Below are 25,861 nucleotides of genomic sequence, written 5' to 3' on the forward strand. Positions count from 1 at the left end.
AAAACAGCGAACTATTTTGAGTCCTTCTCTTTCCATGCTACACTATGAAAAAAGAATGGAGTGGTAACAGTGAACATCAATATAACAAACGAAGCCTTAAATTGGTTTAAGGAAGAAATGCAGGCGGCAAAGGGAGATACCGTCCGCTTTTATGTACGGTACGGCGGCTCAAGCCCTCTTCATGAAGGGTTCTCACTTGGCATGACAAAAGACGAGCCACTTGAACCAGCCGTAACCGTTTCTCATGAAGGTGTAACCTATTTTGTTGAAGAAAAAGATGTCTGGTACTTTGACGGCCACCATTTAAAAGTCACTTATGATGAAAAGCTGCAAGAGCCTGCTTTTGAGTACATAAAAGATTCCGCTGCTAAAGATTAAATCGTTTAATATGGTCAAACAGTTTTTCATTTTTTAAGACAACCAGCTGCTTTTCGCCAAGCAGATCGAAATGAGGCCGGGATGGATTTCGCATATCGATCCATTCCGGTTTTAACCCGTACTTTCTTCCCCACTCCGCCAATTTCCCAGCATCTGCACAGCCCGCTTTTGTTACGGTCCGGCAACCCGGGAACCGATCATCCTTCCAATAGTGGGTTAAAAAGGCCACTTTGCCTCGTGCAATCTCCTTTTTCCACTTTTCCACTTCTTCCCGCTTTATTCCGAATGCCATTACTTTTCCTTCTTTTCTTTTTCATACACTTCATGCCACTCGGGAAAAGCTTTTTTAAATTTGACCGGGCGGAATGTTTCCTTGTCTACGACGGTATGTACGCTTGAGCCGGTTACACAAACATCGCCTGCTTCGTTCACAATTTCGTAGCCGTATGTCGTGCGGATGCCTGTATGTGAGCGGATCCATGTTCGAACAAGCGCCCTCTCTCCGTAACGAAACGGCCTCCTATAGGAAAGCTGGATATCGGTTACCGGAGAAACAAATCCGGCTCTTTCCATATCGGCATAATGAAAGCCTAAATCTTTAATGAGCTGGGTTCGTCCAATTTCAAACCAAACAACATACTGGCCATGATACACAACCTGCATAGCATCGGTTTCTGCATATCGGACTTCTACTTGCGCTTCTGAAATAAACAAAATCAAAACTCCTTTAACAAAATCAAATTCTTCACCTATTTTACCATGTTTTGAACAGGCGTTTATTCATTTTGCTTTTACGGGTACAGTCAAAGAACGCATAAAGGAGGATGGTTGGTTGATTACGTTTTTAAAGCGGGACAGAAAAACATGATATCCTTTTAAAAACACACATAAATACAGACAGCAATCCTTGCGATAAAGAAAGCGTAGATCAAGCCGGCGCCGTTATATACGGTGAAAGCCTTAAAGAAACCCGTTCTTCTGCGTGACACAGTGTTTAAATCCTGTTTAACGGCGATAAAGAGGTCGGCTCTCCTTCCTCCATAGTCTTGATTAAAGACACGGCGGAAGGGGAAAAATACAGCCTGTCAGCGGGATACAGGTGTACTGGCAAAGCATCGCCCTTTTTCATATGCGTGTTTCCAGTAAAAGTGCCCATGCCGGCGTCGAGCCCGAGCTTGCCCGGAGTGCCACTGAAGAAATCGCTCGTAAAGTGATTAAGCCCCAGCAGTTAAGCGATCATTCAAACGGGCCGTCTGTTGAAATCGGATTAATCGAAGGCAGAACATCCGCCCATGAAAAAACGGTGGCTGCCGCCCGGCTTTTAAAAGAAGTAAAAGAAACCAGCAGGCATATTGTACTGGACATTCACGATGAGTATACAGGCGGCGCCTTAGACGCATTTTTTACTGCAGATAAGGGCACTCTGATGGAGCCTGCCGGTGAATTCTCACATAGTGAAACCGATGAGTCTCCCTTGACCGATTCACTGTCAGAGCGGGCTTTTTTACTTGTATAAACGATTGTACGATTATCTTAAACTGACGGAGGATAACCCTATGACAATAGATCACATTTGGAAAAATCAACGAAATCATGCGCACAAGCAGCGCGCTCACGGATCGAAAGGAATGACGGCGAGCGCCACTGAAGAATCGTCCCTTATTGGTGCAGATGTGTTAGCGAAAGGCGGAAACGCCGTGGATGCCCTGGCGGCTATGCAGTTCGCTTTGGCCGTATCTGAACCGTTTAACACAGGGCTTGCAGCCAGCGGCTTTATTCTTTATTACGATGCCGAAACGAAAAAAACGTCCGTTGTAAACGGACACTCGATTTCGCCGAAAAGAGCGCATAAAAATGTTTTTGTAGATGAGCACCAGGATGTGATTCCATTTTTAGAGCGCTCCACTCCTGGTACAGCTGTAGCGGTTCCCGGCATTTTAAGAGGAATAGAAAAAGCGTTGAATGAATTTGGCACAATGTCCTGGCAGGATGTAATTGCCCCAGCCGTTGATTTGTCCGAAAAAGGAGTCCGTGTGAATTTAACCTGGAATACAGGGCTGCAGCGCTTTAGCGGCCGGCTTGGAGAGAAAGCGAAAGATTTTTTTTACCCAAACGGCGTGCCCCTTACTGAAGGGGAAATTGTCGTGAACGAAGACTTAACGAAAACACTTAAAATCCTGCAAGAACATGGAGCAGATGCTTTTTACAAAGGGGAAATTGCCGATAAAATTGTCCAAACCGTTCAAGAGTTTGGCGGTTTTATGGAAAAAGACGACTTGGCCGCTTATGAAGCAACTGTGTCTGAAGCGATCACCGGTACTTACAAGGAGTATACAGTTACGGTTCCTGCTCCACCAAATGGCGGCGGCTTTGCTCTTCTTTATATGCTTAAACTGCTTGAAAAGCTGGATATCAGCCAATATGGCCTTCGTTCGTGGGAAAAATATTATCTTCTTGCTGAAGTGATGCGCATTATGACGGCTGATAAGCTTGCGTTCATGGGTGATCCTGCTTTTTACGATATCCCGTTAAACGGCCTGTTAACAGAGGAATATTTAGAGGAGCGGTTGAAGTTGGTAAACTTTAAATTCCGGAATGAGGATGTAACAGAGGGCAATCCGTGGCCGTATGATGAAAAAGAACCTCATAATAAAAACGCCAGTACGACAGATCCCGGACCCGATACCACTCACTTTATAGCTGTAGATGAAAAAGGCAGCATCGCTGCCTGTACCTCTTCGTTAGAGCACTTCTTCGGCTCTGGTATTATGGTGCCCGGCTGCGGATTTTTATTAAATAATGATATGACTGATTTTGATCCGGATCCAGCCGGTTTAAATTCCGTTGAGCCTGGCAAATATCCGGTCAGCATGAAAACGCCGACTATTGTTTTTAAGGACGGCGAACCGATTTTAACACTTGGCTCACCCGGCGGGCCAACCATTCCAGCATCCGTTTTACAGACGATGATCCATGTGCTTGATTTTGGTCTTGATTTAAAAGAAGCGATTGAAGAACCTCGCATTTATAACGGTACAGGGCCGCTTATTTGGCAGGAAGAAGGCATCCCGGAAGAAGCAAAGCAGACGCTTGAGAGCATGAACTATCAGTTTGATTCCATTGCGCTGTCCATAGGAAACGTTCAAGCAATTTTACTAAACCCCCAGACGGGTGAACGCATTGGCGCCAGTGATTCCTCTCGTCCAGGAATTCCCGCTTCCCAGGACCCTGAATAAAAAAATTTCCGGCGTATCAGCCGGAAATTTTTTTGTAGCAAGAAAACAGCCGGCTTGCACGATACTTTTTTTTATCTATACTTGTCCGGCTACCTGGGCAGATTCAAATGTAGCCATTTCCTTAAGGATTAAAACCGCTGATTGAAGAATTGGAAAAGCAACAGCGGCACCTGATCCTTCTCCCAGTCTCATTTGAAAATCAAGAATTGGTTCTTTTCCTAACAATTCAAGAATAGCGGAATGGCCGGGTTCAACCGAGCGGTGAGCCATGATCATATAATCCTTTACACTGCTTGATATTTTCGATGCAGCAAGTGCCGCCGTCGATGCAATAAAACCATCTACAAGAATCGGCGTTCTATTCGCTGCGGAAGCAAGCATTGCCCCTGTCATACCGCAGATCTCCAATCCCCCTACTTTCGCTAATACGTCAATTGAATCTTCTGTATTCGGCTTTCTTCTTTCAAGTGCCAGGCCGGCCACCTGTTTCTTATATTCCCTTTTGTTCTCTTTAATTCCGGTGCCTGCACCTGTCAGCTTTTCAATGCTGATCCCGCTGAACGCGGCAGTAACCGCACTGCTTGCTGTTGTATTACCGATCCCCATCTCTTCTCCAAGGATCAGACATTTAACGCAGCTGTGGATCATTGCTACTGCCTGCTGATAGCCTGTTTCGATTGCTTTGACCGCTTCATCCCGGCTCATCGCGTTTTCGTTTAAAAAGTCAGCCGTGCCGTATTTAATCTTCTTGTTTACCAGCTTCTCCTCTTTCATATCTCCTGCTATCCCGATATCCACTACACACATTTTGGCTCCAATGGATTTACTGAAAACATTGATAGCCGCTCCCCCGTTTTAAAAATTGCGTACCATTTGCATCGTCACTTCCTGCGGAAAAGCAGACACCCCTTCAGATACGATTCCATGATCGGCAGCAAATACAATCACACCCGGCGGTGAAACAACAGGAAACGATTCTCCCGTCATTTTAGCCAGCTCAACAGCCAGTTCTTCCAGCCTGCCGAGGCTGTTTTTCGGTTTGGTCAGCGTATCTGCATACTGCTGAGCCAATTCTCCCGCTCTTTCTTCCAGGCTTGGTATATGTACAGCCATTATCTTGCTTTCCATCAATCCAAAAACATCCTTTCTCCTTTTTATCTGCATACAGCTTCAACAAAAATCCGCTAGCAGCCGGAAACAGCATTGCCACATTTATTTTACAATGTATGATGGAGACCAATAAAAAAGCCGGCTCCTGATTGGAACCGGCTGCATTCAAATATTAGTTGCCTGCTTTAACACTTTGCAATTTGCCGCGAAGGACCATCTGCAAAATACCGCCATGACGGTAGTAGTCAACATCTACTTCAGAATCAAAGCGAACAAGCGCTTCAAATTCTGTTTTCTTGCCTTCTTTATTTGTAGCTGTTACTTTAACGATTTCGCGTGGTTTTACACTGTCTGTAATCGCCACTTCGAATGTTTCTTCTCCTGTCAAGCCAAGAGTATCAGCATTCTCGCCTTTTTTGAATTGAAGCGGAAGCACACCCATCATGACAAGGTTGGAACGGTGAATACGCTCATAGCTTTCCGCGATAACTGTTTTTACGCCAAGAAGGTTTGTACCTTTTGCTGCCCAGTCACGTGAAGAGCCCATGCCGTAGTCTTTGCCTGCCAATACAACAAGACCTGTTCCCTGCTCCTGATACTTCATGCAAGCATCATAAATCGGCATTACTTCGCCTGTCGGCCAGAATGTTGTGTATCCGCCTTCTGTGCCTGGAGCAATCTGGTTGCGAATACGGATGTTCGCAAATGTACCACGCATCATGACTTCATGGTTTCCACGGCGTGAACCGTAAGAGTTGAAGTTGCGAGGCTCTACGCCTTTTTCACGCAAGTATTTGCCTGCTGGTGTATCTTTGCCGATTGCTCCCGCTGGTGAAATGTGGTCCGTTGTAACGGAGTCACCGAATTTACCCATCACGCGAAGGCCGGCAAGTGCCTGGATCGGCTCTGGATTTGGTGAAAGATTTTCAAAGAATGTTGGGTTCGCAATGTATGTGGATTCAGAATCCCAGCTGTAAAGAGCATCATCGTTCGTTTGGATTTGATTCCATTTTGCATTGCTGTTAAATACTTGATCGTATTCTTTGCGGAACAATTCAGGTGTTACCGTGCGTTGTACCGCTTCTTTTACTTCTGCTGTACCCGGCCAAATGTCTTTAAAGAATACATCTTGTCCGTCTTTTCCTTTGCCAATCGGATCTTTTTGAAGATCGATGTTTACGTTGCCTGCAAGCGCATAAGCCACAACAAGCGGCGGAGACGCAAGGTAGTTTCCTTTTACAAGCGGGTGAATACGTCCTTCAAAGTTACGGTTTCCTGAAAGAACAGACGTGACAAGAAGGTCGGAATCAATAATCGCTTTTTCAATTTCTTCTTTCATTGGACCTGAGTTTCCGATACATGTTGTGCAGCCATAGCCGACAACGTTGAAGCCGATTTTCTCCATGTATGGAAGAAGGCCGGAATCACGCAGGTAGCCTGTTACAACTTTTGAACCTGGCGCCAATGAAGTTTTTACATACTTCGGCACTTCAAGACCAAGTTCAACCGCTTTTTTCGCAACTAGACCTGCTGCCAGAAGAACATATGGGTTTGATGTATTTGTACAAGATGTGATCGCTGCAATACCGATCGCCCCTGTTTTCATTTCTGCTGTTGTGCCATCTGCAAATGTAACGGTTGCTGTACGGTCAAGCTCTTCTTTTGTTAAGCCAAAACCGTGGTTGCCTTGCGGCGCACTTACAGCTTCCTGGAATGATTTTTGCATTTGAGAAAGCGGAATTAAGTCCTGCGGACGTTTTGGTCCAGACAAGTTTGGCTCAATTTGGGCCAAGTCTAGCTCTACTACTTGTGTGTAAACAGGATCTTCGCTCGCTGGCGTAAAGAACATGTCGTTTTCTTTCAAGTACTGCTCAACGACTTGAATGTGTGCTTCATCACGTCCAGTTAAACGCATGTAATCAAGCGCTTCCGAATCCACTGGGAAGAATCCGCATGTTGCACCGTATTCTGGGGCCATGTTTGCAATCGTTGCACGATCCGCAAGCGGAAGCGTAGCAACACCTGCTCCGAAGAATTCAACGAACTTACCAACTACGCCTGTTTGACGAAGCACTTGTGTTACTTTTAATGCAAGGTCTGTTGCTGTAGCGCCGTCTGGAAGCTCACCTGTTAGTTTTACACCCACAACTTCAGGAATTGGGAAGTAAGATGGCTGTCCAAGCATACCTGCTTCTGCTTCAATTCCTCCAACGCCCCAGCCAAGTACACCGATACCATTGATCATCGTTGTATGCGAGTCAGTTCCAACTAATGAATCAGGGTATGTTTCAAATTCACCGTTTGCTCCTTCTACTGCATGAACAACACTTGCGAGGTACTCAAGGTTTACCTGGTGGACGATACCAGTTGCCGGCGGAACCGCACGATAGTTATCAAATGCTTTTTGAGCCCAGCTTAAAAACTCATAACGTTCTGCGTTACGATCAAACTCAAGCTCCATATTGCGCTCAAGTGCTTCTTGTGTACCGTAAGCATCTACTTGAACAGAGTGGTCGATAACAAGGTCAACTGGAATCTCAGGATTGATCACCTGTGGATCGCCGCCGATATCTGCCATTGCTTTACGAAGAGATGCCAGGTCAACAACAACCGGTACGCCTGTAAAGTCCTGCAGGATAACACGGGATGGCTTAAATGGAACTTCTGCTTCTGCATCCGCATCTGCTCCCCATTTAGCCAGGTTTTCAACATGTTCTTTCGTAATGACATAACCATCAAATTGACGAAGAACAGATTCAAGTAATACTTTAATTGAGTAAGGAAGACGGGATACGTTTCCGATACCTGCTTCCTGAAGTGCTGCCAGACGGTAGTAGTTATAGCGCTTACCGTTTAAGTCAAAGCTTGCACGGGCGTTAAAAACATCAGTAGTCGCCATTTTGGTTCCCCCTCTTAACTAGTTGAATATGTACTAAAACGATTGGAAAATAATTTTTTTATTTTTTCTAATTTTCCACCCCTTTTATCTTAGTACATTCATTAACATAAGTAAATAAAAAGAAATTTATTGCTTCCGATAAGAAAAACAAATCACTTAAAAAATGATTTTTGCTTCGTCCTTTTAAAGTATCCCCTACCCAGCCGTGTTTTTTCAAGAAACAAATAGTCATATTTCCAGTCAAGCTCGGGCATATGCTTAAAATTCATTCCCTAAGTGGTGCTCAGTGCCCAACGCTGATGGTCTGCATTTGCTGCCCGGTCGAGTGTTTTTACATTGTTTCGCTCTTTTATTTTCCAAAATAATTCCCGGAGCTTTACTTCGAACTTATCAATCTCATACATTTTGCATGTATGATGAGACCGGGCAAGCTCTTCTGCCAGCTTTTCACCTTCTACATTAATCTTTCTGGGAAGAACGAAAAACATGTGCTATCATCCCCTGTCTCTCCCGCTTCATTAGTTACTTAAACATATCACTGTTACCCCAGTTTTGTTTGGTTAAACTGGCAGCTGTTTCTAAATACCGCGTTTTGAAAAACGGGCCTGCGGGTAAAATTAGTTATAAGCAGGCGCCCAAGCGGCAGCTTCTGTAAGAAGGAGGATTTTCGTATGTATACTAGCAACGTCAATAAAAAACAAAAAAGCGGAGGACTTGGCTATCTTTTAGTGGGGGCAGGGGCCGCAGCATGGTGGCTGTCTAAAGAAAAAAATCGCTCCAAATTAGACAGCTTAATTTCCCAGGCGAAGCAAAAGTTAAACAGCTCTCCATCTTCTAACGAGTCATCTCCGATTCAAAAAGCAGGCGATTCACACTCAATTGATGTCCCTGATCATAAAATGGTTGGAGAAGGATCCCAATTTGCTGTTGATTACTACAACAAAAAACAAAAATAAGCTGTTTAATTTGTCTCATTTCGATAAAAAGAGTTGATTTATCAACGCTCCTGCGAGGGTAGATTATTTTTTGCTTTTCAGCCTCCCCCCTATTGTTCCGCCGGTACTACAGGGGAACAATAGGGGAGACTTTAAATTTAGGACAGGTACTCCAAAAAGGTTCTTATCTGAGACCTTTTTATTTTTCTTCTATGGATCTTTTGACCATCTTTCTCGGCTTTTTCGGCTTTTTAATGTACCCAGTTTTAGATCATGCTTTTCCGCTAATGCAGCAAGCGTGATTTTGATTGTTTTCCATTCTGAACTGATATCATTCTAGTTCGCCACTTCATATCACCACCACCTCCAATTTGTTTTTAGGCAAAGAAAAAAGCAGCCCGCAGGATGCTTCCTTCCACTCTGTATTTAGCTAATTACTTCCTCGAAAACTACTTTTAGATATTCATCAAACTTATGGTCATTAAAGAATCCACCTTCGTGACATACCCAATTACCTTCGGATACTAAGGGAGATATAATATCAATTCGCTGACGGTCTTCTCCAATAATCTTAAAAACCTCAATAGAGTTTTTCTCTCTTTTGAACCCAAGAACATGTCCTTGGATTCTTATTTCCGAGAAAAGTTCATCTTCTGGATAATCACTATATACTTGGATATCTCCATAAGTTGCTGGTATAAAGTCCTCTACACTTTCACCAAACTTTTCGACGCGATCATTGATAAAAGATACAGCACGATCTGTTAACTCTTTTCTCTTTACATCATTTGCATACTGCTCTCTTAAATTCGCTACGAATCGGCTTTCAAAACTCATACAAGCACCTCCCTTAGTTTATTATCATTATTTCGACAAAAGGAGATATTTTCCTGCATCAAATATATCTGATTCCTATCAAAATATGGCCTTTTTTTGAATCCCTAACTGTGGGAGAAACTAATTAAACCCGGCCAACTGGCAGGGTTTAATAATAGCTGCAATTTAATTGGGTCAACCACATCCTTCGTTAACTATCACACCCTCTAGTTGACGAAAAACGATTTAAATTTATTTTTAAATAAAATGTAATGGAATAAAAAAGAATAGCCGGTGCAGGCTGCTTCATGATGAAAGCAGCTCCTATAGCTTTTTAAAAAGACATTTTACACTTATCTTTCACAAAATTCTTTTTTCATCATTTTCAGCTTTCTTTTCATCTCTCGAATATCTTCTTTCATCTCTCGAAGATCATCTTCCATCCGTTTAAGCTCGTCTTCCATCCGTTCACGCCGACTTCTCCGGTCGCGGTTACTGCAGTTAGAGCACATATCATACTCTCCTTTTATTTTTTATTGTCTTACACCATTAGAATATGAAAAAATGCTAGACATGCTTGGGAGATTATCCACAATTTAAGTTATAAGTAAAAGAAAAAAAGAGAACTGACTAAAACTTGCAAAGATCGCATTTAAGCACAAAAAAGATTTAGTCCTAAAATCAAATCCCGAAAAGCAGACTGGGTTGCTCTTCACTTCTGCATGCCGGCTTTTATGCTTGAAAAACGGTTGGGCGCCGGTAAAGCTTTAGCGCTATTTAATGTTGAGTATGCTTTCTCGGAAGAGCGTCTTGCTATATTGAAGATTCCTTAATCGATTCATCTTCAGACTACAGTAACTTTGCCTGATCTATATCTTTATAATCAATAGTGACGTTTCATCCCAAAAAACATATCGGTACTTGGCACCCTGTCCACCTTCGAAATGAAAACTTTGAAAATAGAGGTATGTTGCTTCAAACAAATAATTCATCATACTTTACAAAAAATAATTAAGTATGCCTCCGAATAACGGAGTGCTGTTTTTAAACTGGAAAGATACCTAACAAAGATTAAACTTGCAAACAGTGGTAAGATTAAGATTGAGGATTTATCCTATGGACAAAATTTCTAAAAGTGGCTTGGAAGAAAGGTGTCACCTTTTGTCTAAAAATAGATTTAAAAGGAGCGTTTGCAAATGAAAACAATGACTCGACTCACTTTCGCCAATAGCCAAAAAGAGCTGGATCATAAAATTGAACAAATTACACAAAACCATGAACAACGAAATCCCGAATGCAAAGTCGAGATTTCTTACTTAGACCCGGAATTAGAGGATATTCGTTTTCTAAAGGACCAAACCACACAATTATTAATTGGAATACGAATAGTTGAAAAAGCAAATGGCGATAAATAAGCAGTATCAAACATGTTTATTTATTTTGAAAAAAGAGGTGTAAAAGTATGGCAGGCAGAAACAAGTATCATACTGGAGAAATAGTGAAAATAAAAACAACGGATGAACTAGTAACAATAAATAAATGGCATTATGTACAAAATATGAAGCAATACTCTTATACCGTAAAAGAGTATCCATTAACTTTTTATTTTGAAGATGAATTTTACAGCCATAACTAAATTAATCAATGCGGTTGACCAAACTGCAGCCAAGTCGACTCTAGAAAAAATATTCATGAATATGCATTGAGCCTCAATGCGCCTCAATAAAGCACCCAGACGGTGTGAAAAAAGCCACCTAACGTAGGATGATAAATATAAACGTAATAAAGGTGGCTGCTTTTGTGATAGAAGTGAAAGATTTCTTTCTCAACCAGCCTGTCCCTTTCTGGGACAGGCTTTTTATTTTACACTATAAAGGAACATATATTCTAAAAGCTTTATTTGTCTGTAAACATAATCAACTTCGGACAATTTGAGGACGTGACCGAGAACCCCTTTATCCCCTCGGCAGCGCGTCTATTTCTGGTCGGAGCTATAGACCATGAGAGGAACATAACTAACTATATTCTAACCCTTCTCCTAGGTTATACAGGGCTCCGTTAATAAATAACGTGCCGCCATAAAGCGCCTGCCATTCTGTTTTTAACACTAACAGATCAATTGATGATAGTACCAACTGCAATCCTCATAACCGCTTCTGCAACGGTCATGAGCGATGTTTTTGAAATTTACTACTTATTCGGCCCTATCAAACAAAGCATTGATCGCCAAAACAAGCAAATAAAAACAGCAAAAAGCCGCCGGAAATCCGGCGGCTTTTACTGTTCTCTTTTTGTGTATTCACCAACATAATATAAAATGTCAGATACATACTGGTCACTTTGATTATAAGCGAAGATCGCCCGTTTCATATCACCATCGGCAGCACCGTTTTCACTTAAATAATAGGCAGCACTGTAGATCGCATCTTCCACATTGAAAGGATCTGCTTTCCCATCTCCATTGGCATCCACCCCGTATCCGCCATATTTTGCAATGACAGCCGGGTCTGTTTTTTCCTCTTCCGGGATATCACCTTTACCAAGGCCGCTGCAAGTCGGATGCTCCCATCCTACAAACGTACACGGCATAAACTGCATCGGGCCTTCCGCGCCTGCTGGAGAAATCATTGGATCCATCGTTGAAAATTTTGTTTCTACACGGTGATGAGCAGCAAGAAGCTCCCACGGAATTCCATACTCTTCAGCTGCCGCTTTATAGATCGGCATGTACGCTTCTGGAATCGACTTAGACTGCAGAAATTTCGGTGCTTTGTCTGTTATTGAAAAAACGGCCATTAAGAGAAAAGCGGCCAGCAAGAATGGAATCGCCAAACAGCCATACGCCCGTTTTTTCAATCTTCTTCTTTTTTTTGCCATGATCGTTAAACTCCTTAAATGCTCTTGCTTAACTCATCATAGAAAAGACCGAACGAAACTTCAAGTAAAAACAAATCTCTCTTCTGCTTAGAAGAGAGATTTGTTTTTTATTTACCTAAACGGCAAACGCCCGTCTTTTTTCCTCATTTCTTTTCTTTCTATAACTAATTCCTTATAAAGAGAAATCATCATTAAAATAATAATAATAGAAAACGGAAATGCCACGGTAATCGCTGCATCTTGAAGAGCTTGGAGTCCTCCGCTATATAAAAGAACCACTGCGACAAGCGACTGAAAAATGCCCCAAGTGACTTTTATATTATTCGCAGGTGTTAACGAGCCATGCGTTGTCTGCATACCCAATACGAAAGTTGCAGAGTCGGCTGATGTAATAAAAAATGTAGTGACAAGCAAAACAGCGACGATAGACAGCAACTGTGACCATGGAAGCTCATGAAATACTGCAAACAGCACTTCCTCAGTTGCGTATTGAGTAAAATCTGCAATTCCTTCCATCTGCAAGTGCGTAGCAGAGGCGCCGAAAACAGCAAACCAGAAAAAGCTCAACAAAGATGGCATCAGCAAAACACCAATTAAAAATTCACGTACTGTTCTTCCGCGGGAAACACGCGCAATAAAAACACCGACAAACGGTGCCCAGGAAATCCACCAGGCCCAGTAAAAAATCGTCCAGTCGTTGATCCAGCTGTTGTGCTGTTCATTCAGCGGAGCGATTTGAAAGCTCATTTGTAAAATATTTTGCAAATAAGAGCCAATCGTATCTGTAAACATATTTAAAATAAACATCGTCGGACCAAGAATCAGCATTAACACGAGAAGAACAACGGCCAAAACCATGTTGGTGTTGCTCAAAATTTTAATTCCTTTTCCAAGGCCAGACAGAGCTGAAATGATAAACAAAACCGTTACCACTGCAATAATAATAAGCTGTACGGTAAATGAAACAGGTACCCCGAACAAATACGAAAGACCACCATTGATTTGTGCTGCCCCGAAACCAAGCGTTGTGGCAACTCCTACCACTGTAGCAAAAACAGCAATAATATCAATAACGGTTCCGAGCCATCCTTCTGCATACTTTCCGAGTACCGGTTTCAGTGTCCGGCTGATCAAGCCTGGTTCTCCTTTTCTAAACTGAGAATATGCAAGTGCTAGTGCTACAACTGCATAGATAGCCCATGCATGAAGACCCCAATGGAAAAAAGTATACCGCAGCGATTCACGCAGGGCACTGTCTGTTCCTGATTCTGAAAGCGGGCTTGAAATAGCATAATGGCTAATCGGCTCAGCTGCTCCCCAAAAAACAAGGCCGATGCCCATCCCCGCGCTAAACAGCATGGCAAACCACGTACCAGTCGAGTATTCTGGTTTTTCACCCGGCTGTCCCAGGCGAACCTGGCCTACTGGGCTAAAGATAAGAACAAAGCAAAATACAACAATAACCGATACTGTAATTAAGTAGTACCAGCCAAATGCGGAAGTAATAAAGCTTTTCACATTGGCCGTCATGGTGCCAAAGGATTCAGGAGCAGCTGCTCCAAAAATAGTAGCAGCTAATACTAAAGCAGCTGTCCACCAAAAAACAGATGATATTTTTTTCATACATTTCCCCTTCCATCTTAAACATTTCTTTTGCGTAATGAATGAAAAACAGTGGTTTGTTTCGTTCAGACACGTCTATTACCGTACCAAAATAAAAAAGCCCTATCAAGTGATAGGGCTTTTTTAAAAGTGGTTATCCAGCATCAAGCTGCTTCAGTCCGGGTGTTTTTGCAGCCGCTTCTGCCGCTTTTTCCCGAAGCTTTAATTCTTCGTTTTTCAAGTCCGCCAGCGATTTTGAAGCTTCCGCTTCCGCTTTTCGAAGACGGCTGCTTTCAAACTGCCAGCCATTTGCCGTCGCGCGTGCTGTTGTCAGCTCCGCAATCAAATCTGCTTCATAGTATGGATACTTTTCCATCACTTCGTCTGCCATTTTCTCATAGGATGCTTGCAGCTTTTTCTCGAGCGTGTTTTTTTCGGTCTGCCAGTACGTGTTTGACAGCCAGGCTCCGGCAGCAGATAAAACGCCTTTTTTCTCCCTATTTGTATCTATTTTTTCTGTTACCCGAATCAACTTTTCTCTAAGCCGTGTATTCGATATGCTCACATCTCCAAGAAAAGGGCGGGCGGCATCAGTTTTCAACAGTACAATAAGCCGCTCTCTTAAGTTTTGGCAAACGGCTTCAGCTCTTTTTTCCGAGCTTTCAGCCAAAGCCAGCTCCTGCTGAATGTGCAGGATATGCTTTTCTTCTTTTTGCTGCTCAAGCTTCAACTCATTAATCTGCCTGAACAGCAGCAAATAAGCAGACTCTCTTGTAACCCATTCTGATGACAAAATCGATTCATCATTTGCTTGAGCGCTTTCATCCGATGTATACAAAATCAGCATCGCCGCAGGCAGCAGCCAGCTGCCCGAAAATAATGTTTTCAGCGCTTCTTCCGTCGTAAATAGGGCATCCGGGTGGAGAATCCACATTTCTTTTGGAAAGCCCGGCGGCACCTCCTTTTGAATCGGAGAAAGGATCTCGCCATACATGAATAAACCAGAGCGGATGCCCATTTCAAATACAAGCGTTTCTAGGCCGATCCCCTGCTTGATCTCTTCAAAAGAAGCACTTCGGTGTATATGTAAATGCTCGAAAATCTGCACTTTTTTAAAATCCGGCAGCTCTTCCCAATAACGGCGGATATTTGCTTGAAGAGACTCTTTCCCTTCTTCCGCTTTTTCATTTTTTAAAAAGCGCTCAAACAACTGGACATATTCATAATGAAGCATAAATTCAAGCTTGCTGGACATAAAAGAAGCTTCAAATTGTGCTTCCACCGCTTTATTTTTTTTCGCTCTTCTTTCAAACCATTTATTCTCAATTTCCGCACTGCGCGCGGTTACTTTTTCTCTTTCATTTAAGCGTGCAGCCGGCAGTTTCAGCAGCTTGGCTAATGCCAGAAACACATCAAGCTGAAGCACTTGATCCGGAATCTCATTTCTCTTTTTTATTTCAGCTGCAATGGCTCCAAAATAAGGAGCAGTTTCTTCTTTAGAAAAACGGCTTTTTGCTTTTAATGCCAGCAGTTCTTTTGCCTGCATGGAATGCAAAATCGCGTGAATCATCCGAAGCTTCGGACCTGTCACATTTGCTACCGCTTTGCCGATCGGCTTTAATTCTGTCATGTTGATCCGCTCCATTTACTCCTTTTTTTCTGATTTTACACGAAAAAAGTATGGAAAGAAAATGAAACCCTTTCTTTCTTATCGCACTCATTGTTTTAAAAGTATATCTTTTTTTCCTTTTTATAGTTGCTAATTGTCTGCCATTTTTTTAGAATAAAGATACAATTCTGATTTGTAAGCGATTTCAGAATTGAAAACGGCCTAGGGGAGGGCTTTTATGGAACAGAAGGTAGAACGCGTTTTACAGCCGCAAAAAAACTACGATTATGAGAAAATTGCGGCCAGCCCGGAATTCAAGTCACTGATCCGCAAGAAAAACAAGTTTTTACTGCCCGTTACCATTTTTTTCTTACTGTTTTATTTTTCATTGCCCCTTTTAACTTCTTTTTCAACCGTGCTGAATAAACCGGCGGTTGGCGATATTTCATGGGTATGGGTACTGGCTCTGGCACAGTTTATTATGACCTGGACGCTTTGTATGTTGTATGTTAAAAAAGCGAACGGATTTGATGCCGATGCAGAGAGCATTGTAAACCGCCACAACGATACGAAAGGAAGTGACCGCCCGTGAGTATGGTAGGGCTTTTTTTCTTCGTTGCCATTGTGGGGCTGACTCTGTATGTGACGTATCTGGCTTCCAAGCGGACAAACTCCGCCAGTGAGTTTTACACGGCTGGGGGCGGGCTGACCGGCTGGCAGAATGGCATTGCCATTGCAGGTGATTACTTATCGGCTGCTTCATTTCTTGGTATTGCCGGTGCCATCGCCTTAAATGGCTTTGATGGCTTTTTTTACAGTATCGGCTATCTGGTCGCGTATCTCGTTGTCCTGTATATTGTAGCTGAACCGCTTCGCAACTTAGGCAAATACACCCTTGCCGATATGATTACAGCCCGTTTTAATCAGCAGAAAATTCGCGGAGCTGCGGCCATTTCTACTTTAACCATTGTTCTCTTTTATATGATTGCCCAGCTTGTTGGAGCAGGTGCATTAATTCAGCTCTTGCTTGGCATTGATTACTGGGTGGCTGTTTTGCTTGTCGGCATTATGATGACCACATACGTGCTTTGGGGCGGTATGGCGGCTACCAGCTGGGTGCAAATCATCAAAGCGGTTCTTCTCATGATCGGTACGGTTTTGATTTCGTTTCTTGTTTTACTAAAGTTTGATTTTAATATCCTGAAAATGTTTACCGACATGAAATCCATTACACCTGCGGGTGAAGCGTACTTGAATCCAGGCGTAAAATACACAAACGGGCTGGATACAATGTCTATGATGATTGCCCTTGTGTTAGGAACGGCCGGCCTGCCGCACATCTTAATGCGCTTTTTCACTGTAAAAGATGCCCAAACAGCGCGCAGTTCTGTGGTTTATGCTACCTGGATTGTTGGAATCTTTTATATTTTAACGATTTTCCTTGGCTTTGGCGCCGCTGCTTTTGTAGGCTCTGAAAAAATTGTGGCAGCCAATGCAGCCGGTAATATGGCCGCGCCTCTACTTGCTCAGGCGCTGGGCGGCGATCTGTTAATGTCCTTTGTGTCTGCTGTTGCTTTTGCAACGATTTTAGCTGTTGTAGCCGGTCTCGTACTATCCGGTGCATCTGCTTTTGCTCACGATATTTACGGACAGATTATTAAAAAAGGAAATGCCACCGAAAAAGAGCAAATGAATGCAGCCCGTTTTGCTTCAATCGGCGTTTCCGTTTTTTCAATTATTTTAGCTCTTGGTGCCCAGACGATGAACGTAGCGTTTCTTGTCTCGCTCGCCTTTTGTATTGCCGCAAGCGCAAACCTTCCTGTTATTATTTATACAATTTATTGGAAGAGATTTAATACAGCCGGTGCGCTGAGCGCTATGATTACAGGTCTTGTAACCGCCCTTGTACTGGTTGCGTTAAGCCCGAATATTTGGAGCCCTGAAGGCACAGCCATTTTAACAGGAACCGCTCTATTCCCGTTAACAAATCCGGCGATCATTTCTGTGCCGGCCGGTTTTATCGCAGGCTATATTGGATCAATCGTTTCGGCTAAAGCAGATGCGCGCAAATATGCGGAAGTAGCCGTTAAAGCCAATACTGGATTAAAATAAAAGCACGGAGCAGACGGAACGGTCCGTCTGCTCCGTTTTTTCATACAATAAAAAAACAAGGAGGTTATCGAGTTGCGTAAGTTTCTCACAGCCGGTTTATGTATGCTTCTGGCTGCTGTGATCGTTCCCCTGCCTTCAAAGGCGGCTTCAGACCCTTATTTATCTGCACTGGCTCATGTAAAAAATAGTAAACAGGTTATCATTGCAGAAGGAAGTACAAAATCGATCACAGCAACGATCCGCCTTTACGAGAAAACAGGGCGCCACTGGCAGTTAAAACGGATTTCTCCAGCAGTTACCGGGAAAAATGGCTTATCCTTCTCCAAACAAGAAGGAAACGGCGCCACCCCTACCGGCTTTTATGACATTGGCCGAATGTTCGGCTATGCCCACAAACCAGCAGGTGTCCGGAGCAGCTACACGGTCACAAACCGGTTTCATTATTGGATTGATGACCCCCATTCACCAGACTATAACAAATGGATTTATTACCGGGGTGATCCTGCTGACCGCTGGAAATCATTCGAGCGCTTAAACCATGAATTATACAAACACGCTATCGTCATTCGCTACAATGAAAACCCGATCGTCAAAAATGCAGGCAGCGCCATTTTTATTCACCGCTGGCGGACAGGATCGACGCCAACAGCCGGATGCCTGGCGCTGAGCGAATCGCATTTACTGGTTTTAATGAAATGGCTGGATCCTGCTAAATCACCAAAAATTGTCATCGGCACACCTGACTCGATCCGTTCTGACCTCGTTCAGGCCTCTGCCGATTAATTGAGAGAATGATTCATCTGCCGGATAAGCAAATCAATATAAAGCAGCGTTTTTCCGCTCATATCTTTGCTGTTAAACCCGGTAATTTCACTGATGCGCTTCATCCGATAAGCAAGCGTATTGGGATGCACATGCATCACACTCGCCGCTTCGTTTATATTGCCGTCATGGGCTAAAAACATATAAAGCGATTCAATCATATTTGCATTATGTGTTTTGTCGTATTCTTCAAGCGCTTCAATAACCGCATTTTTTTTGCCGAGGCGGATCGAGCGAAACTGTTCAATTGACTGAAAAATACCAAGCTGGTCAAAACAATGGGGCAGTGTGATGGTTGAAAAAATCTGTTTCATTTTTAATACACGAAGCGCTTCCTGATAGCTTTCCTGTACATGCAGCGGGTTTTTTACAGCCGTTCCTGCTGCCCCGACCGGTGAAAGGCCAAGCCGTTCCGCTGATTTAGACGTAAAATCAGTAATATAGGAGCTGACCGTTTCTAAATCAGCGGGTTCTTTAAACCGGATCAGCAGAACCAGCTGCTCCCCGTCATAGGTTCTGGCAATACTGGCCAGCTGTTGCAGGGTTTCGGTCAGGTAATCGATTTGCCGCTCCAGTGTACGGTCAATGGTACGGCCGAAATCAAAAAGAATCACCAGTAAACTGCCGGTCAAGGAAAGGCCGTATGCTTTGTTGGCCTGTTCCATTTCATTGCGCGCGGCGAAATGTCCGGTCAAAAGCTTCCAAAAAAACTCCTGATGGCTTTCTTCCGCTGCACGCTTTCTTTTTTCATGCTGCAAAAGCTGGTTTCTTACCGCTTTCGCCGCTTCCTTTAAAATCGCCATCTGTTCATCTGAAAAATGAGCACCTGACTGGGCCCAGATAAAGCCGATCACTTTATCCTGTTTTCGTACTGAAATGGCCACCCGCTCGCCGAGAGAAACTTGTCCAATTGCAGGAATCACAACAGGTTCCTCTGTTTCAAAAAGAGTCGGGATCGCTCCGCTTTTCCATAAGCTGTTTATCACATGCTCGGGTACTCTTCGTCTCATAATGGTAGCAATTCGAACGGGATCAATTTCTCCTTCGTGTCGGCTGTAGGCAATAATCTGGTGGTTGGCATCTTCAATCGTAATCGGGCAAAGAAGTGCTTCACTGATTCGGTCTGCCAGCATTTCAATTGATTCATACTCGTGGGCAAAATAATGTGTTTTCTCGTTTGACATATCCATCCTCCGGTGCAATAGGCTATATTTATTATAATCGCCGCCTGATTAATTGTAAAAAAAACCGGAAAAAACAGGCTCCGATGCCTGGTAGATGTATATACTTCAACGTAAATGATTTGAATTGGATAATGTTCAATCTTAATGGTGAATCTGGCTTCTTCTACTGACCTAAAAAATGGGCGGGTTTAGTTCGCAACTATCATCATTCCATTACCTTTAACTTTTTAAGATAAAGGTAAAACCAATAGATAAGAGCCAAAGCAGATAAGTAAGCCACATAAGTCCAAAAAATATTCCACCCGTTCCTATATATAATAAGCCCTGTAAAAACTAATATACATTCAAGCAGGGTTATACATAATGCAGTGAAAAAAATAAGCAAATATGGATGTTCCTTTTTCATTATAAAAAAAATCAAATAGCACCCTATTATAGGGTATATACCTATATTAAACGGAAGTGCTGGCAAGGTTTTCTGTACGGCAAAAGGATATATCTCACCAAAATTAAAATAAATCCAAAACTCATTGATAAGATAGGCAATAACTGATGTAAAAGGTCCGATTAATGGAATTATTTTTTTGTTTTTTGAATGAAGATGTATGATTCCAATAATCCAAGGAACTATTAATATCATTAAAGAAAAGTACATCTTGTTTGAACCTCCATTGTGTTACCTTTCTTCATCAATGAGCTGCTTTGAGCGAATTTTGTCTATACATAGCTTAACCAATTTACAATTATGTGATACTCCGTTAAAAATACTCCTCGGTGTTTCAATGCCCAGCCCTAAATCAGCTGTACATGCGGCTGGGCTGGCAGTTTTGACCGACACAACAATACAGCTTGCGAAAAAAAACTTGAAGCTGCACAGCTCAAGGGGGTGTCTATATATGAGTATATGGACCTGCACGATTTACGCTCTTGCTGATGTACTCAGAAAACATCAGCTAAATATGATTGAATAAAATCGGGTAATAGCTGAAAAAATAATCCCTCATATTTAATATCGAGTAAGCCAGCAATAAACAGTAATATAATCATTAAAATTAAAATAGGTTTCTTGTTCTTTTTAGATATCGACTTCAAAAGGTTCCCTCCGCTAAAATACTATAATTAGGAAGCTTGTTCTTGTGCGAGGTCGCAAGCTTGTCCTTTTCTTTTGTCCACTTTTCAACTTTAGGCAGCTGACTCTTTTGACTGCCCGTTTTTTGAGCGCACAGCTTACCTATCTGTCATTTTAAGTCTACTCATGATACATACTGCCGCATCAATGTTTCATTTCCAATACCACTGGACAATGATCGCTCCCCATAACACCAGCATGGATTTCTGCTTTCAACAGAGATTCGGCCATTCGTTCGGAGACAATAAAATAATCGATTCTCCAGCCGATGTTTCTCTCTCTTACCTTACTCATATAAGACCACCATGTATAGGCGCCTTCTTTGTCAGGATAAAAATACCTGAAACTGTCGATAAAGCCCGCTTCCAGCAATGCTGTCATCTTGCCCCTCTCCTCTTCCGTAAAGCCTGAGTTTCCCCTGTTAGACTTAGCGTTTTTCAAATCAATCTCCCGGTGCGCGACATTCAAGTCTCCACAATAAATGACCGGTTTTACACGATCCAGTTCAATTAAGTAATCGCGCACCTCCTCTTCCCAGATTAAACGATAATCAAGACGGGAAAGATCCCTTTTGGAATTAGGTGTGTAAACATTGACTAGAAAAAATTTATCAAACTCGAGGGTAATGGCCCTGCCTTCCGATTCTTGTTCATTCGCACCAATCCCATACTTCACCGAAAGAGGCGGAATTTTAGTAAAAACAGCTGTGCCAGAATACCCTTTTTTCTCTGCGTAATTCCAATATTGATGATAGCCTTCCAGGTCAAGATTGATTTGACCTTCCTGCAGCTTCGTTTCTTGAAGGCAAAATATATCAGCGCTTACCTCATTGAAGTAATCCAAAAATCCTTTTCTCACACAAGCTCTTATGCCATTCACGTTCCATGAAACCAGTTTTACCATGTATGTTTGTCTCCTCGCTGTCCCTTTTAGTAAACTCCATGGTTACTATACTAGTTAATAGAAAGAAAAGCATCCAGTGACGAGTTTTTTTGGTGAAACAGTTTGTTAATCGCGTTGAATAAAGCAGAAATGCAATTGGCCATGTATGAATAAAACAGGAACGCCATAGAAACTCTTATAACACTAATCTTGTTTAACACGTATATCCTTACTATTGTTACATTTTATGAATTATCATTGATGTTTTCTTTTTCAGTTAAAACAGCTTAGACGTTAACGGCAAACGAATAAAATCTGTAAGCAACATACTTGCCCTATCCGCTTTGTTGTAAAGTGACTGTCTCAAACATAAAAAAAAGCCACTTTAAAAAAAGCAGCTGGTTGTTTCTATCGTGCAAGAATTTTTTCATTTTCTTCTCATTCAGCCCATCGACAGTACGGTCTAGTTTCTCTTTACTAATTTCTAAAGCATATTACCGAAATAGGCCTTAAAAAATTTGTTCATTTGCACTAACCAAACCGCTTACCAGATCTCGCAATTCGGTTGGTTTGGTTCATACTTTTCATCCATAGGCTCCCATTTGCATTGCACAAAACAGTGTCAAAAGCCATTTTAGATTTAACATCAGAATGAATGTAGAACAGCTTTTTTATGGAAAACATTGTACAAAACCAAAAGCATTGTTCAATGAGCCGATTTATTTTTAATATGTGTATAGATCCTATAAGAATGTCTTACTAAATCTAAAACAAATAATGGAATCTTAACAGGGAATTTATATAAAGTTTTCTGGTAAAACCTATAATAGGCTTTGACGATATCATTCCATTTTTCATCTTCCTGCTCTTTGTAGAAATCAGATACATCTACAACATATCCCTTTCCGTCATTCATCATCACATTTTTCCCATGTACATCCACAGGTGTCAGTCCTTGACTTCGAGCATAATCCAAAGCTTTATTGATGTCTACGATGACCTGTTCCGGTATCCTGACTCCTTTTGCAACTGCATTGTATAGAGTAATTCCTTTTAACCTCTTTAACACAAGGAAGTTCTCTCCCTTATAGACTAATTGAGAATAAGCAGGATGGTGCCCGATTCTTTGGTAAACCTCCGCTTCTTTTTCTAGCCCTTCCAAGTTTCTGGCGTAGATTTTTACAACCCAATCTTTATTTGAATGATGCAGAAAAACAGCAGCATAGTTACCGACACCAAGACATTTCCACTCTTTTGGTGTGTAAAGAACCTTAATGGGTTCGAATGGATTTTTACTTTTCATTTTTACGTTATGTATAAGCGTTTTTTCAATTAGCTCAACGTAACTTTTCATTCTCCAATACAACTCCATCCATAACATCACAGTGCTTTCTTTAAATAATGACAAAACCTTTATATTATATTAATCCTCATCGCTCTAATTAAACAGGCTTTTTTTTTGCCTATAATGAAATACATCCCCTTATTTATCCAGGAACATAACACCAATGATACCAGGAGCAAAAAAACCGCCTCAAAATGAAAACGAGGATATAAGAGGAGAATAGTATATGTACAATCATTGAACCACGTGTTCCTGAAATAGCCAGCCGCCAAAGGGAGCCGGCTATTCCCGCCGGCCCTCTCCTTTTTCCAGGGAGGAAACAAGAGGCAGGAGCTGCTTGTAAATACTGACGATTTCCTCTATTTTCATCCTTACCAGGCCACTGGAAGAAGGCGCCACGAAGTCCAGCGTACCTTGAACCACAGAAACGGGCTGGGGGCCCCATTCAACCTGCTTCCTGCCGCTATATTCCTGATAAACCCCTTTGCCGACAAAACAAACAATTGTAGGCCGATAATGTTCTATCTTTTTCTTTAACAAAACCCTGCCCTCCTGATACTCTTCTTTTGTAATTTCATCAGCCGTTTTCGTTGGCCTTGCCACAATATTTGTTAACCCGTACCCTAACTCTAATAATTGACGGTCCTCGATTGCTGTAAATTTTCTAGAGGTTAATCCCGCTTCAAAAAGAATTTTCCAAAAGCGGTTATTCGGATTCGCAAAATGATGCCCTGTTTCTCCAGAGCGGACACTGGGATTGAAACCGACAAAAAGAATATCAAGATTTTCTTTTAAATGGTCTTTAATTGGTTTCACCCTTCAGACCTCCCTCTCTTTTAATCGACTCGTTTACTTCTCTGTACTATTCCCTGTTTTTTAATGTGATAAAAAACAGAACCCTAATCCTTACTTGCCGGAACAGTTTTTCAATTTTGCTTTATTGTTTCGGATAACTCAAGCAGCGGTAAAATTTACAAAAGCTAGTTTATAAGATCGATATCGTTTTCATTGAAAAGGTACACCGGCCCAATCAAGGAAAGCTTGTTCTATAACGAAGTGGTCAAAACAGACACAGGCCTCCACACAGTTATATATGAATAGACCTCAGCAGATACATCGTTTGGTGATGTGGCCAAAGTACAACCCCGGCCTTGGAGAAGATGCTCGTTCTGATGTACAGAGCACTACAGAAGATTGCAACACAATTCAAGGTGGCAGGAGCTCTGAAGAAGCACAGAAGATCATTGACAGTGAAGGTGAATGATCTTCTGAAGCGGGTATAGCTGGTGAGCATTTCATACGTTTATCATTACTTACGATAGTGAATCACCTGGCTCAAACGCTGCCCTAGTATTCATGAAAAATATACTGAAATCTAAATCCTAAACTGGATTGAAGCAAGCTCTGATTAAGCAGGGTCGTTTGTTCAGCTTTGAAACTGGCGGGCTCAGGCTTTTGCTTTCCGTCCGGCTGTTCATTCAGCTGTACCTCAAATAACGTAGTTACATTTCTTTTCGGTTAAATTCTTCCCAATTTTTCCGTATATTATCGTATGATGAAAACGGAAAACTCCTTGACGTTATGCAGGGCGTAAAGGATGCAATTGGATCGGGCAGATGAATTGCATTTGAATGAAACACCTCACACCTGCATATGGACGTTCTAAAACAAGCAGCGGAGGCTAAAGGAGCAGCGGCTCCCTCTCTGGAAGAAACATCTTTTAAACAGCCAGCTGCAGGCTGGCTGTTTTATTCGCAACGAAAAAAACCCTTGATGATCAAGGGTTTTCACAAGTGTTGTCTAAGGTGTGCCCAGTGGGGAACGTGCCCCGATGCCTGGAACCTGCTGAAGTATATGACTATTGTTGATAAAGGAGAGCAATAAAAACAGGCTGGAAATCGAAGAGGATCTGGACAATAAGAGGAACTTAATACTTTCTTGCGCCGCATTTCGGGCAAATATACACATCTTCGGCATCAAAAATGGATCCGCACTTTGTTTTTTCAAGTACAATCATAGCGCTGCGAAGCTCCGCCCGTTGTCCTTCCCAACCACATTCACACTTGACGTTGTTTGTTGAGCCAAATTTGTACAATCCATAATTCATACTGATTCACCCCTTAATTAGCGTATTCAGATATTATCTTATCTGTATGTTCATTTTACCGAGATAGACATTACATTTCAATATCACAAAAATTAAATTTTTGTAAATCTTAGAAAATACTTTTTTTAAAATCAAAAACTCCGGATCCAAATCCGGAGTTTTTTAGTTTTGTTTACTGTTTGGAAAGCGTTTTTACATCCTGAACCATTTCGGCAAACGGCACTTCTTCCCCGTCTTGTTTATTTCCTGGATAGCTTTTTACAACAATTCCTTTTTCATCGACTAAGTAAAAGCTTGTTCCATGAATGAACTGGTCTGATTTCGGATCTGGCAGCGCAATGACTTGAAAGCTTTTCTCTGCAAATGCGCTTATCTCTTTCTCTTCATACCCTGTTAAAAGGTTCCAGTTTGATTCATCCGCTTCGTAATGTGAAATATAGCTCTTTAACGCCTGCGGTGTATCCCGGTCCGGGTCAATACTGAACGACACAATTTCGTAATTTTGAACACCTTCCTCGTTCAAGCGGTCCTGCAGCTCGCTCATGTTTCTTGTCATCGGCGGGCAAACCGTCGTACAGTTTGTGAAAATAAAATTAGCGAGCCACACTTTCCCCTTCAAATCAGCCAAACTAACTTGTTCACCATTTTGATTGGTGTAGGTAAAGTCTTGGACTTCCACATCCATGTTGCCTTCAAACTGACGGCCGCATGCACAAAGCAATAAAACAACAGCGGCCATAATAAAAATGGACTGAACTATTTTCACATAACTCCCTCCAAGCACCTTTTATCCTTTTATCGTAGAGGAAACCTTCTTA

The 25,861-nt window shown here is 42.2% G+C and carries 25 protein-coding genes and 1 pseudogene; 9 read left to right on the forward strand and 17 right to left on the reverse strand.

The genetic code is table 11. The features are described from left to right. The first annotated feature begins 69 nt into the window (after positions 1–69). Positions 70–378: a HesB/YadR/YfhF family protein gene (locus RIN81_RS05700; RefSeq protein WP_309088204.1), complete on the forward strand. Its 309-nt coding sequence runs from the start codon at positions 70–72 to the stop codon at positions 376–378. Here RIN81_RS05700 and RIN81_RS05705 read toward each other — a convergent pair. Beyond that, positions 368–670, reverse strand: a complete 303-nt coding sequence (locus tag RIN81_RS05705; RefSeq protein ID WP_309088207.1) for a hypothetical protein — start codon at positions 668–670, stop codon at positions 368–370. The two genes, RIN81_RS05700 and RIN81_RS05705, sit on opposite strands and share 11 nt — an antisense overlap. Next, on the reverse strand, positions 670–1,092 hold the full coding sequence (locus tag RIN81_RS05710; RefSeq protein WP_309088209.1) for an acyl-CoA thioesterase: 423 nt from the start codon (positions 1,090–1,092) through the stop codon (positions 670–672). The genes RIN81_RS05705 and RIN81_RS05710 overlap by 1 nt, the downstream gene beginning before the upstream one ends. A 385-nt stretch (positions 1,093–1,477) precedes the next feature. On the opposite strand from RIN81_RS05710, the gene RIN81_RS05715 reads away from it, so the two are divergent. Both RIN81_RS05715 and ggt read left to right on the forward strand, forming a co-directional pair. Further along, entirely contained in the window at positions 1,478–1,894 is a 417-nt protein-coding gene (locus RIN81_RS05715) for a zinc-binding metallopeptidase family protein (protein WP_309088211.1), read from the forward strand. 40 nt (positions 1,895–1,934) lie between these two features. Further along, a complete protein-coding gene (gene ggt / locus RIN81_RS05720; protein WP_309088214.1) occupies positions 1,935–3,614 on the forward strand; it encodes a gamma-glutamyltransferase in 1,680 nt (559 codons plus the stop codon). 75 nt (positions 3,615–3,689) lie between these two features. Here ggt and cobT read toward each other — a convergent pair. The 3 genes and pseudogenes from cobT to RIN81_RS05735 form a co-directional block, all read right to left on the reverse strand. Further along, a pseudogene (gene cobT, locus RIN81_RS05725) lies at positions 3,690–4,727 on the reverse strand (nicotinate-nucleotide--dimethylbenzimidazole phosphoribosyltransferase). A gap of 169 nt (positions 4,728–4,896) precedes the next feature. Then, positions 4,897–7,623: an aconitate hydratase AcnA gene (acnA, locus tag RIN81_RS05730; RefSeq protein ID WP_309088216.1), complete on the reverse strand. Its 2,727-nt coding sequence runs from the start codon at positions 7,621–7,623 to the stop codon at positions 4,897–4,899. A 272-nt stretch (positions 7,624–7,895) separates the two neighbouring features. Beyond that, positions 7,896–8,111 (reverse strand): hypothetical protein, encoded by a 216-nt coding sequence (locus RIN81_RS05735; RefSeq protein WP_309088218.1) that lies wholly within the window; start codon positions 8,109–8,111, stop codon positions 7,896–7,898. A 183-nt stretch (positions 8,112–8,294) separates the two neighbouring features. Between RIN81_RS05735 and RIN81_RS05740 the strand changes: the two genes are divergently transcribed. After that, on the forward strand, positions 8,295–8,579 hold the full coding sequence (locus tag RIN81_RS05740; RefSeq protein WP_309088220.1) for a hypothetical protein: 285 nt from the start codon (positions 8,295–8,297) through the stop codon (positions 8,577–8,579). Positions 8,580–8,984: 405 nt separating this feature from the next. Here the strand turns inward: RIN81_RS05740 and RIN81_RS05745 are convergent, their stop codons facing one another. Next, positions 8,985–9,395: a hypothetical protein gene (locus RIN81_RS05745; protein WP_309088222.1), complete on the reverse strand. Its 411-nt coding sequence runs from the start codon at positions 9,393–9,395 to the stop codon at positions 8,985–8,987. Positions 9,396–9,727: 332 nt separating this feature from the next. Continuing rightward, positions 9,728–9,886, reverse strand: a complete 159-nt coding sequence (locus tag RIN81_RS05750) for a hypothetical protein (RefSeq protein ID WP_309088224.1) — start codon at positions 9,884–9,886, stop codon at positions 9,728–9,730. Positions 9,887–10,570: 684 nt separating this feature from the next. On the opposite strand from RIN81_RS05750, the gene RIN81_RS05755 reads away from it, so the two are divergent. Together RIN81_RS05755 and RIN81_RS05760 are read left to right on the forward strand one after the other, a co-directional pair. After that, the gene (locus RIN81_RS05755; protein WP_309088226.1) at positions 10,571–10,789 is read left to right on the forward strand and encodes a hypothetical protein; all 219 of its coding nucleotides are present in this window, start codon (positions 10,571–10,573) and stop codon (positions 10,787–10,789) included. A 47-nt stretch (positions 10,790–10,836) separates the two neighbouring features. Beyond that, a complete protein-coding gene (locus tag RIN81_RS05760) occupies positions 10,837–11,010 on the forward strand; it encodes a hypothetical protein (RefSeq protein ID WP_309088228.1) in 174 nt (57 codons plus the stop codon). A gap of 641 nt (positions 11,011–11,651) precedes the next feature. Here the strand turns inward: RIN81_RS05760 and RIN81_RS05765 are convergent. From RIN81_RS05765 to RIN81_RS05775, 3 genes are all read right to left on the reverse strand, one after another. Beyond that, a complete protein-coding gene (locus RIN81_RS05765) occupies positions 11,652–12,251 on the reverse strand; it encodes a lytic transglycosylase domain-containing protein (RefSeq protein ID WP_309088231.1) in 600 nt (199 codons plus the stop codon). 111 nt (positions 12,252–12,362) lie between these two features. Beyond that, positions 12,363–13,874, reverse strand: a complete 1,512-nt coding sequence (locus RIN81_RS05770) for a glycine betaine uptake BCCT transporter (protein WP_309088233.1) — start codon at positions 13,872–13,874, stop codon at positions 12,363–12,365. 133 nt (positions 13,875–14,007) lie between these two features. Beyond that, positions 14,008–15,483 (reverse strand): hypothetical protein, encoded by a 1,476-nt coding sequence (locus RIN81_RS05775; RefSeq protein ID WP_309088235.1) that lies wholly within the window; start codon positions 15,481–15,483, stop codon positions 14,008–14,010. Positions 15,484–15,700: 217 nt separating this feature from the next. Between RIN81_RS05775 and RIN81_RS05780 the strand changes: the two genes are divergently transcribed. The 3 genes from RIN81_RS05780 (at position 15,701) to RIN81_RS05790 (ending at position 18,357) form a co-directional block, all read left to right on the forward strand. Beyond that, positions 15,701–16,054 (forward strand): DUF485 domain-containing protein, encoded by a 354-nt coding sequence (locus RIN81_RS05780; RefSeq protein WP_309088237.1) that lies wholly within the window; start codon positions 15,701–15,703, stop codon positions 16,052–16,054. Positions 16,055–16,056: 2 nt separating this feature from the next. Then, the gene (locus RIN81_RS05785) at positions 16,057–17,574 is read left to right on the forward strand and encodes a solute symporter family protein (protein ID WP_375164506.1); all 1,518 of its coding nucleotides are present in this window, start codon (positions 16,057–16,059) and stop codon (positions 17,572–17,574) included. Between the two features lie 72 nt (positions 17,575–17,646). After that, entirely contained in the window at positions 17,647–18,357 is a 711-nt protein-coding gene (locus RIN81_RS05790; protein WP_309088241.1) for a L,D-transpeptidase family protein, read from the forward strand. Here RIN81_RS05790 and RIN81_RS05795 read toward each other — a convergent pair. From RIN81_RS05795 to RIN81_RS05825, 7 genes are all read right to left on the reverse strand, one after another. Then, positions 18,354–19,580 (reverse strand): PucR family transcriptional regulator, encoded by a 1,227-nt coding sequence (locus tag RIN81_RS05795; RefSeq protein ID WP_309088243.1) that lies wholly within the window; start codon positions 19,578–19,580, stop codon positions 18,354–18,356. The genes RIN81_RS05790 and RIN81_RS05795 overlap by 4 nt on opposite strands. 205 nt (positions 19,581–19,785) lie before the next feature. Continuing rightward, positions 19,786–20,235 (reverse strand): hypothetical protein, encoded by a 450-nt coding sequence (locus RIN81_RS05800; RefSeq protein ID WP_309088245.1) that lies wholly within the window; start codon positions 20,233–20,235, stop codon positions 19,786–19,788. 618 nt (positions 20,236–20,853) lie between these two features. Beyond that, a complete protein-coding gene (locus RIN81_RS05805) occupies positions 20,854–21,612 on the reverse strand; it encodes an exodeoxyribonuclease III (RefSeq protein ID WP_309088247.1) in 759 nt (252 codons plus the stop codon). A gap of 685 nt (positions 21,613–22,297) precedes the next feature. Next, positions 22,298–22,945, reverse strand: coding sequence for a serine/threonine protein kinase (locus RIN81_RS05810; protein ID WP_375164498.1), 648 nt, complete (start codon positions 22,943–22,945; stop codon positions 22,298–22,300). A gap of 273 nt (positions 22,946–23,218) precedes the next feature. Then, the gene (mug, locus tag RIN81_RS05815; protein ID WP_309088249.1) at positions 23,219–23,752 is read right to left on the reverse strand and encodes a G/U mismatch-specific DNA glycosylase; all 534 of its coding nucleotides are present in this window, start codon (positions 23,750–23,752) and stop codon (positions 23,219–23,221) included. A gap of 1,111 nt (positions 23,753–24,863) precedes the next feature. Continuing rightward, entirely contained in the window at positions 24,864–25,043 is a 180-nt protein-coding gene (locus tag RIN81_RS05820; protein WP_242233001.1) for a hypothetical protein, read from the reverse strand. 172 nt (positions 25,044–25,215) lie between these two features. Continuing rightward, entirely contained in the window at positions 25,216–25,809 is a 594-nt protein-coding gene (locus tag RIN81_RS05825) for an SCO family protein (RefSeq protein ID WP_309088251.1), read from the reverse strand. Positions 25,810–25,861 lie beyond the last annotated feature (52 nt).

It is taken from the genome of Domibacillus sp. (assembly GCF_031181085.1).
GTDB lineage: Bacteria > Bacillota > Bacilli > Bacillales > Domibacillaceae > Domibacillus.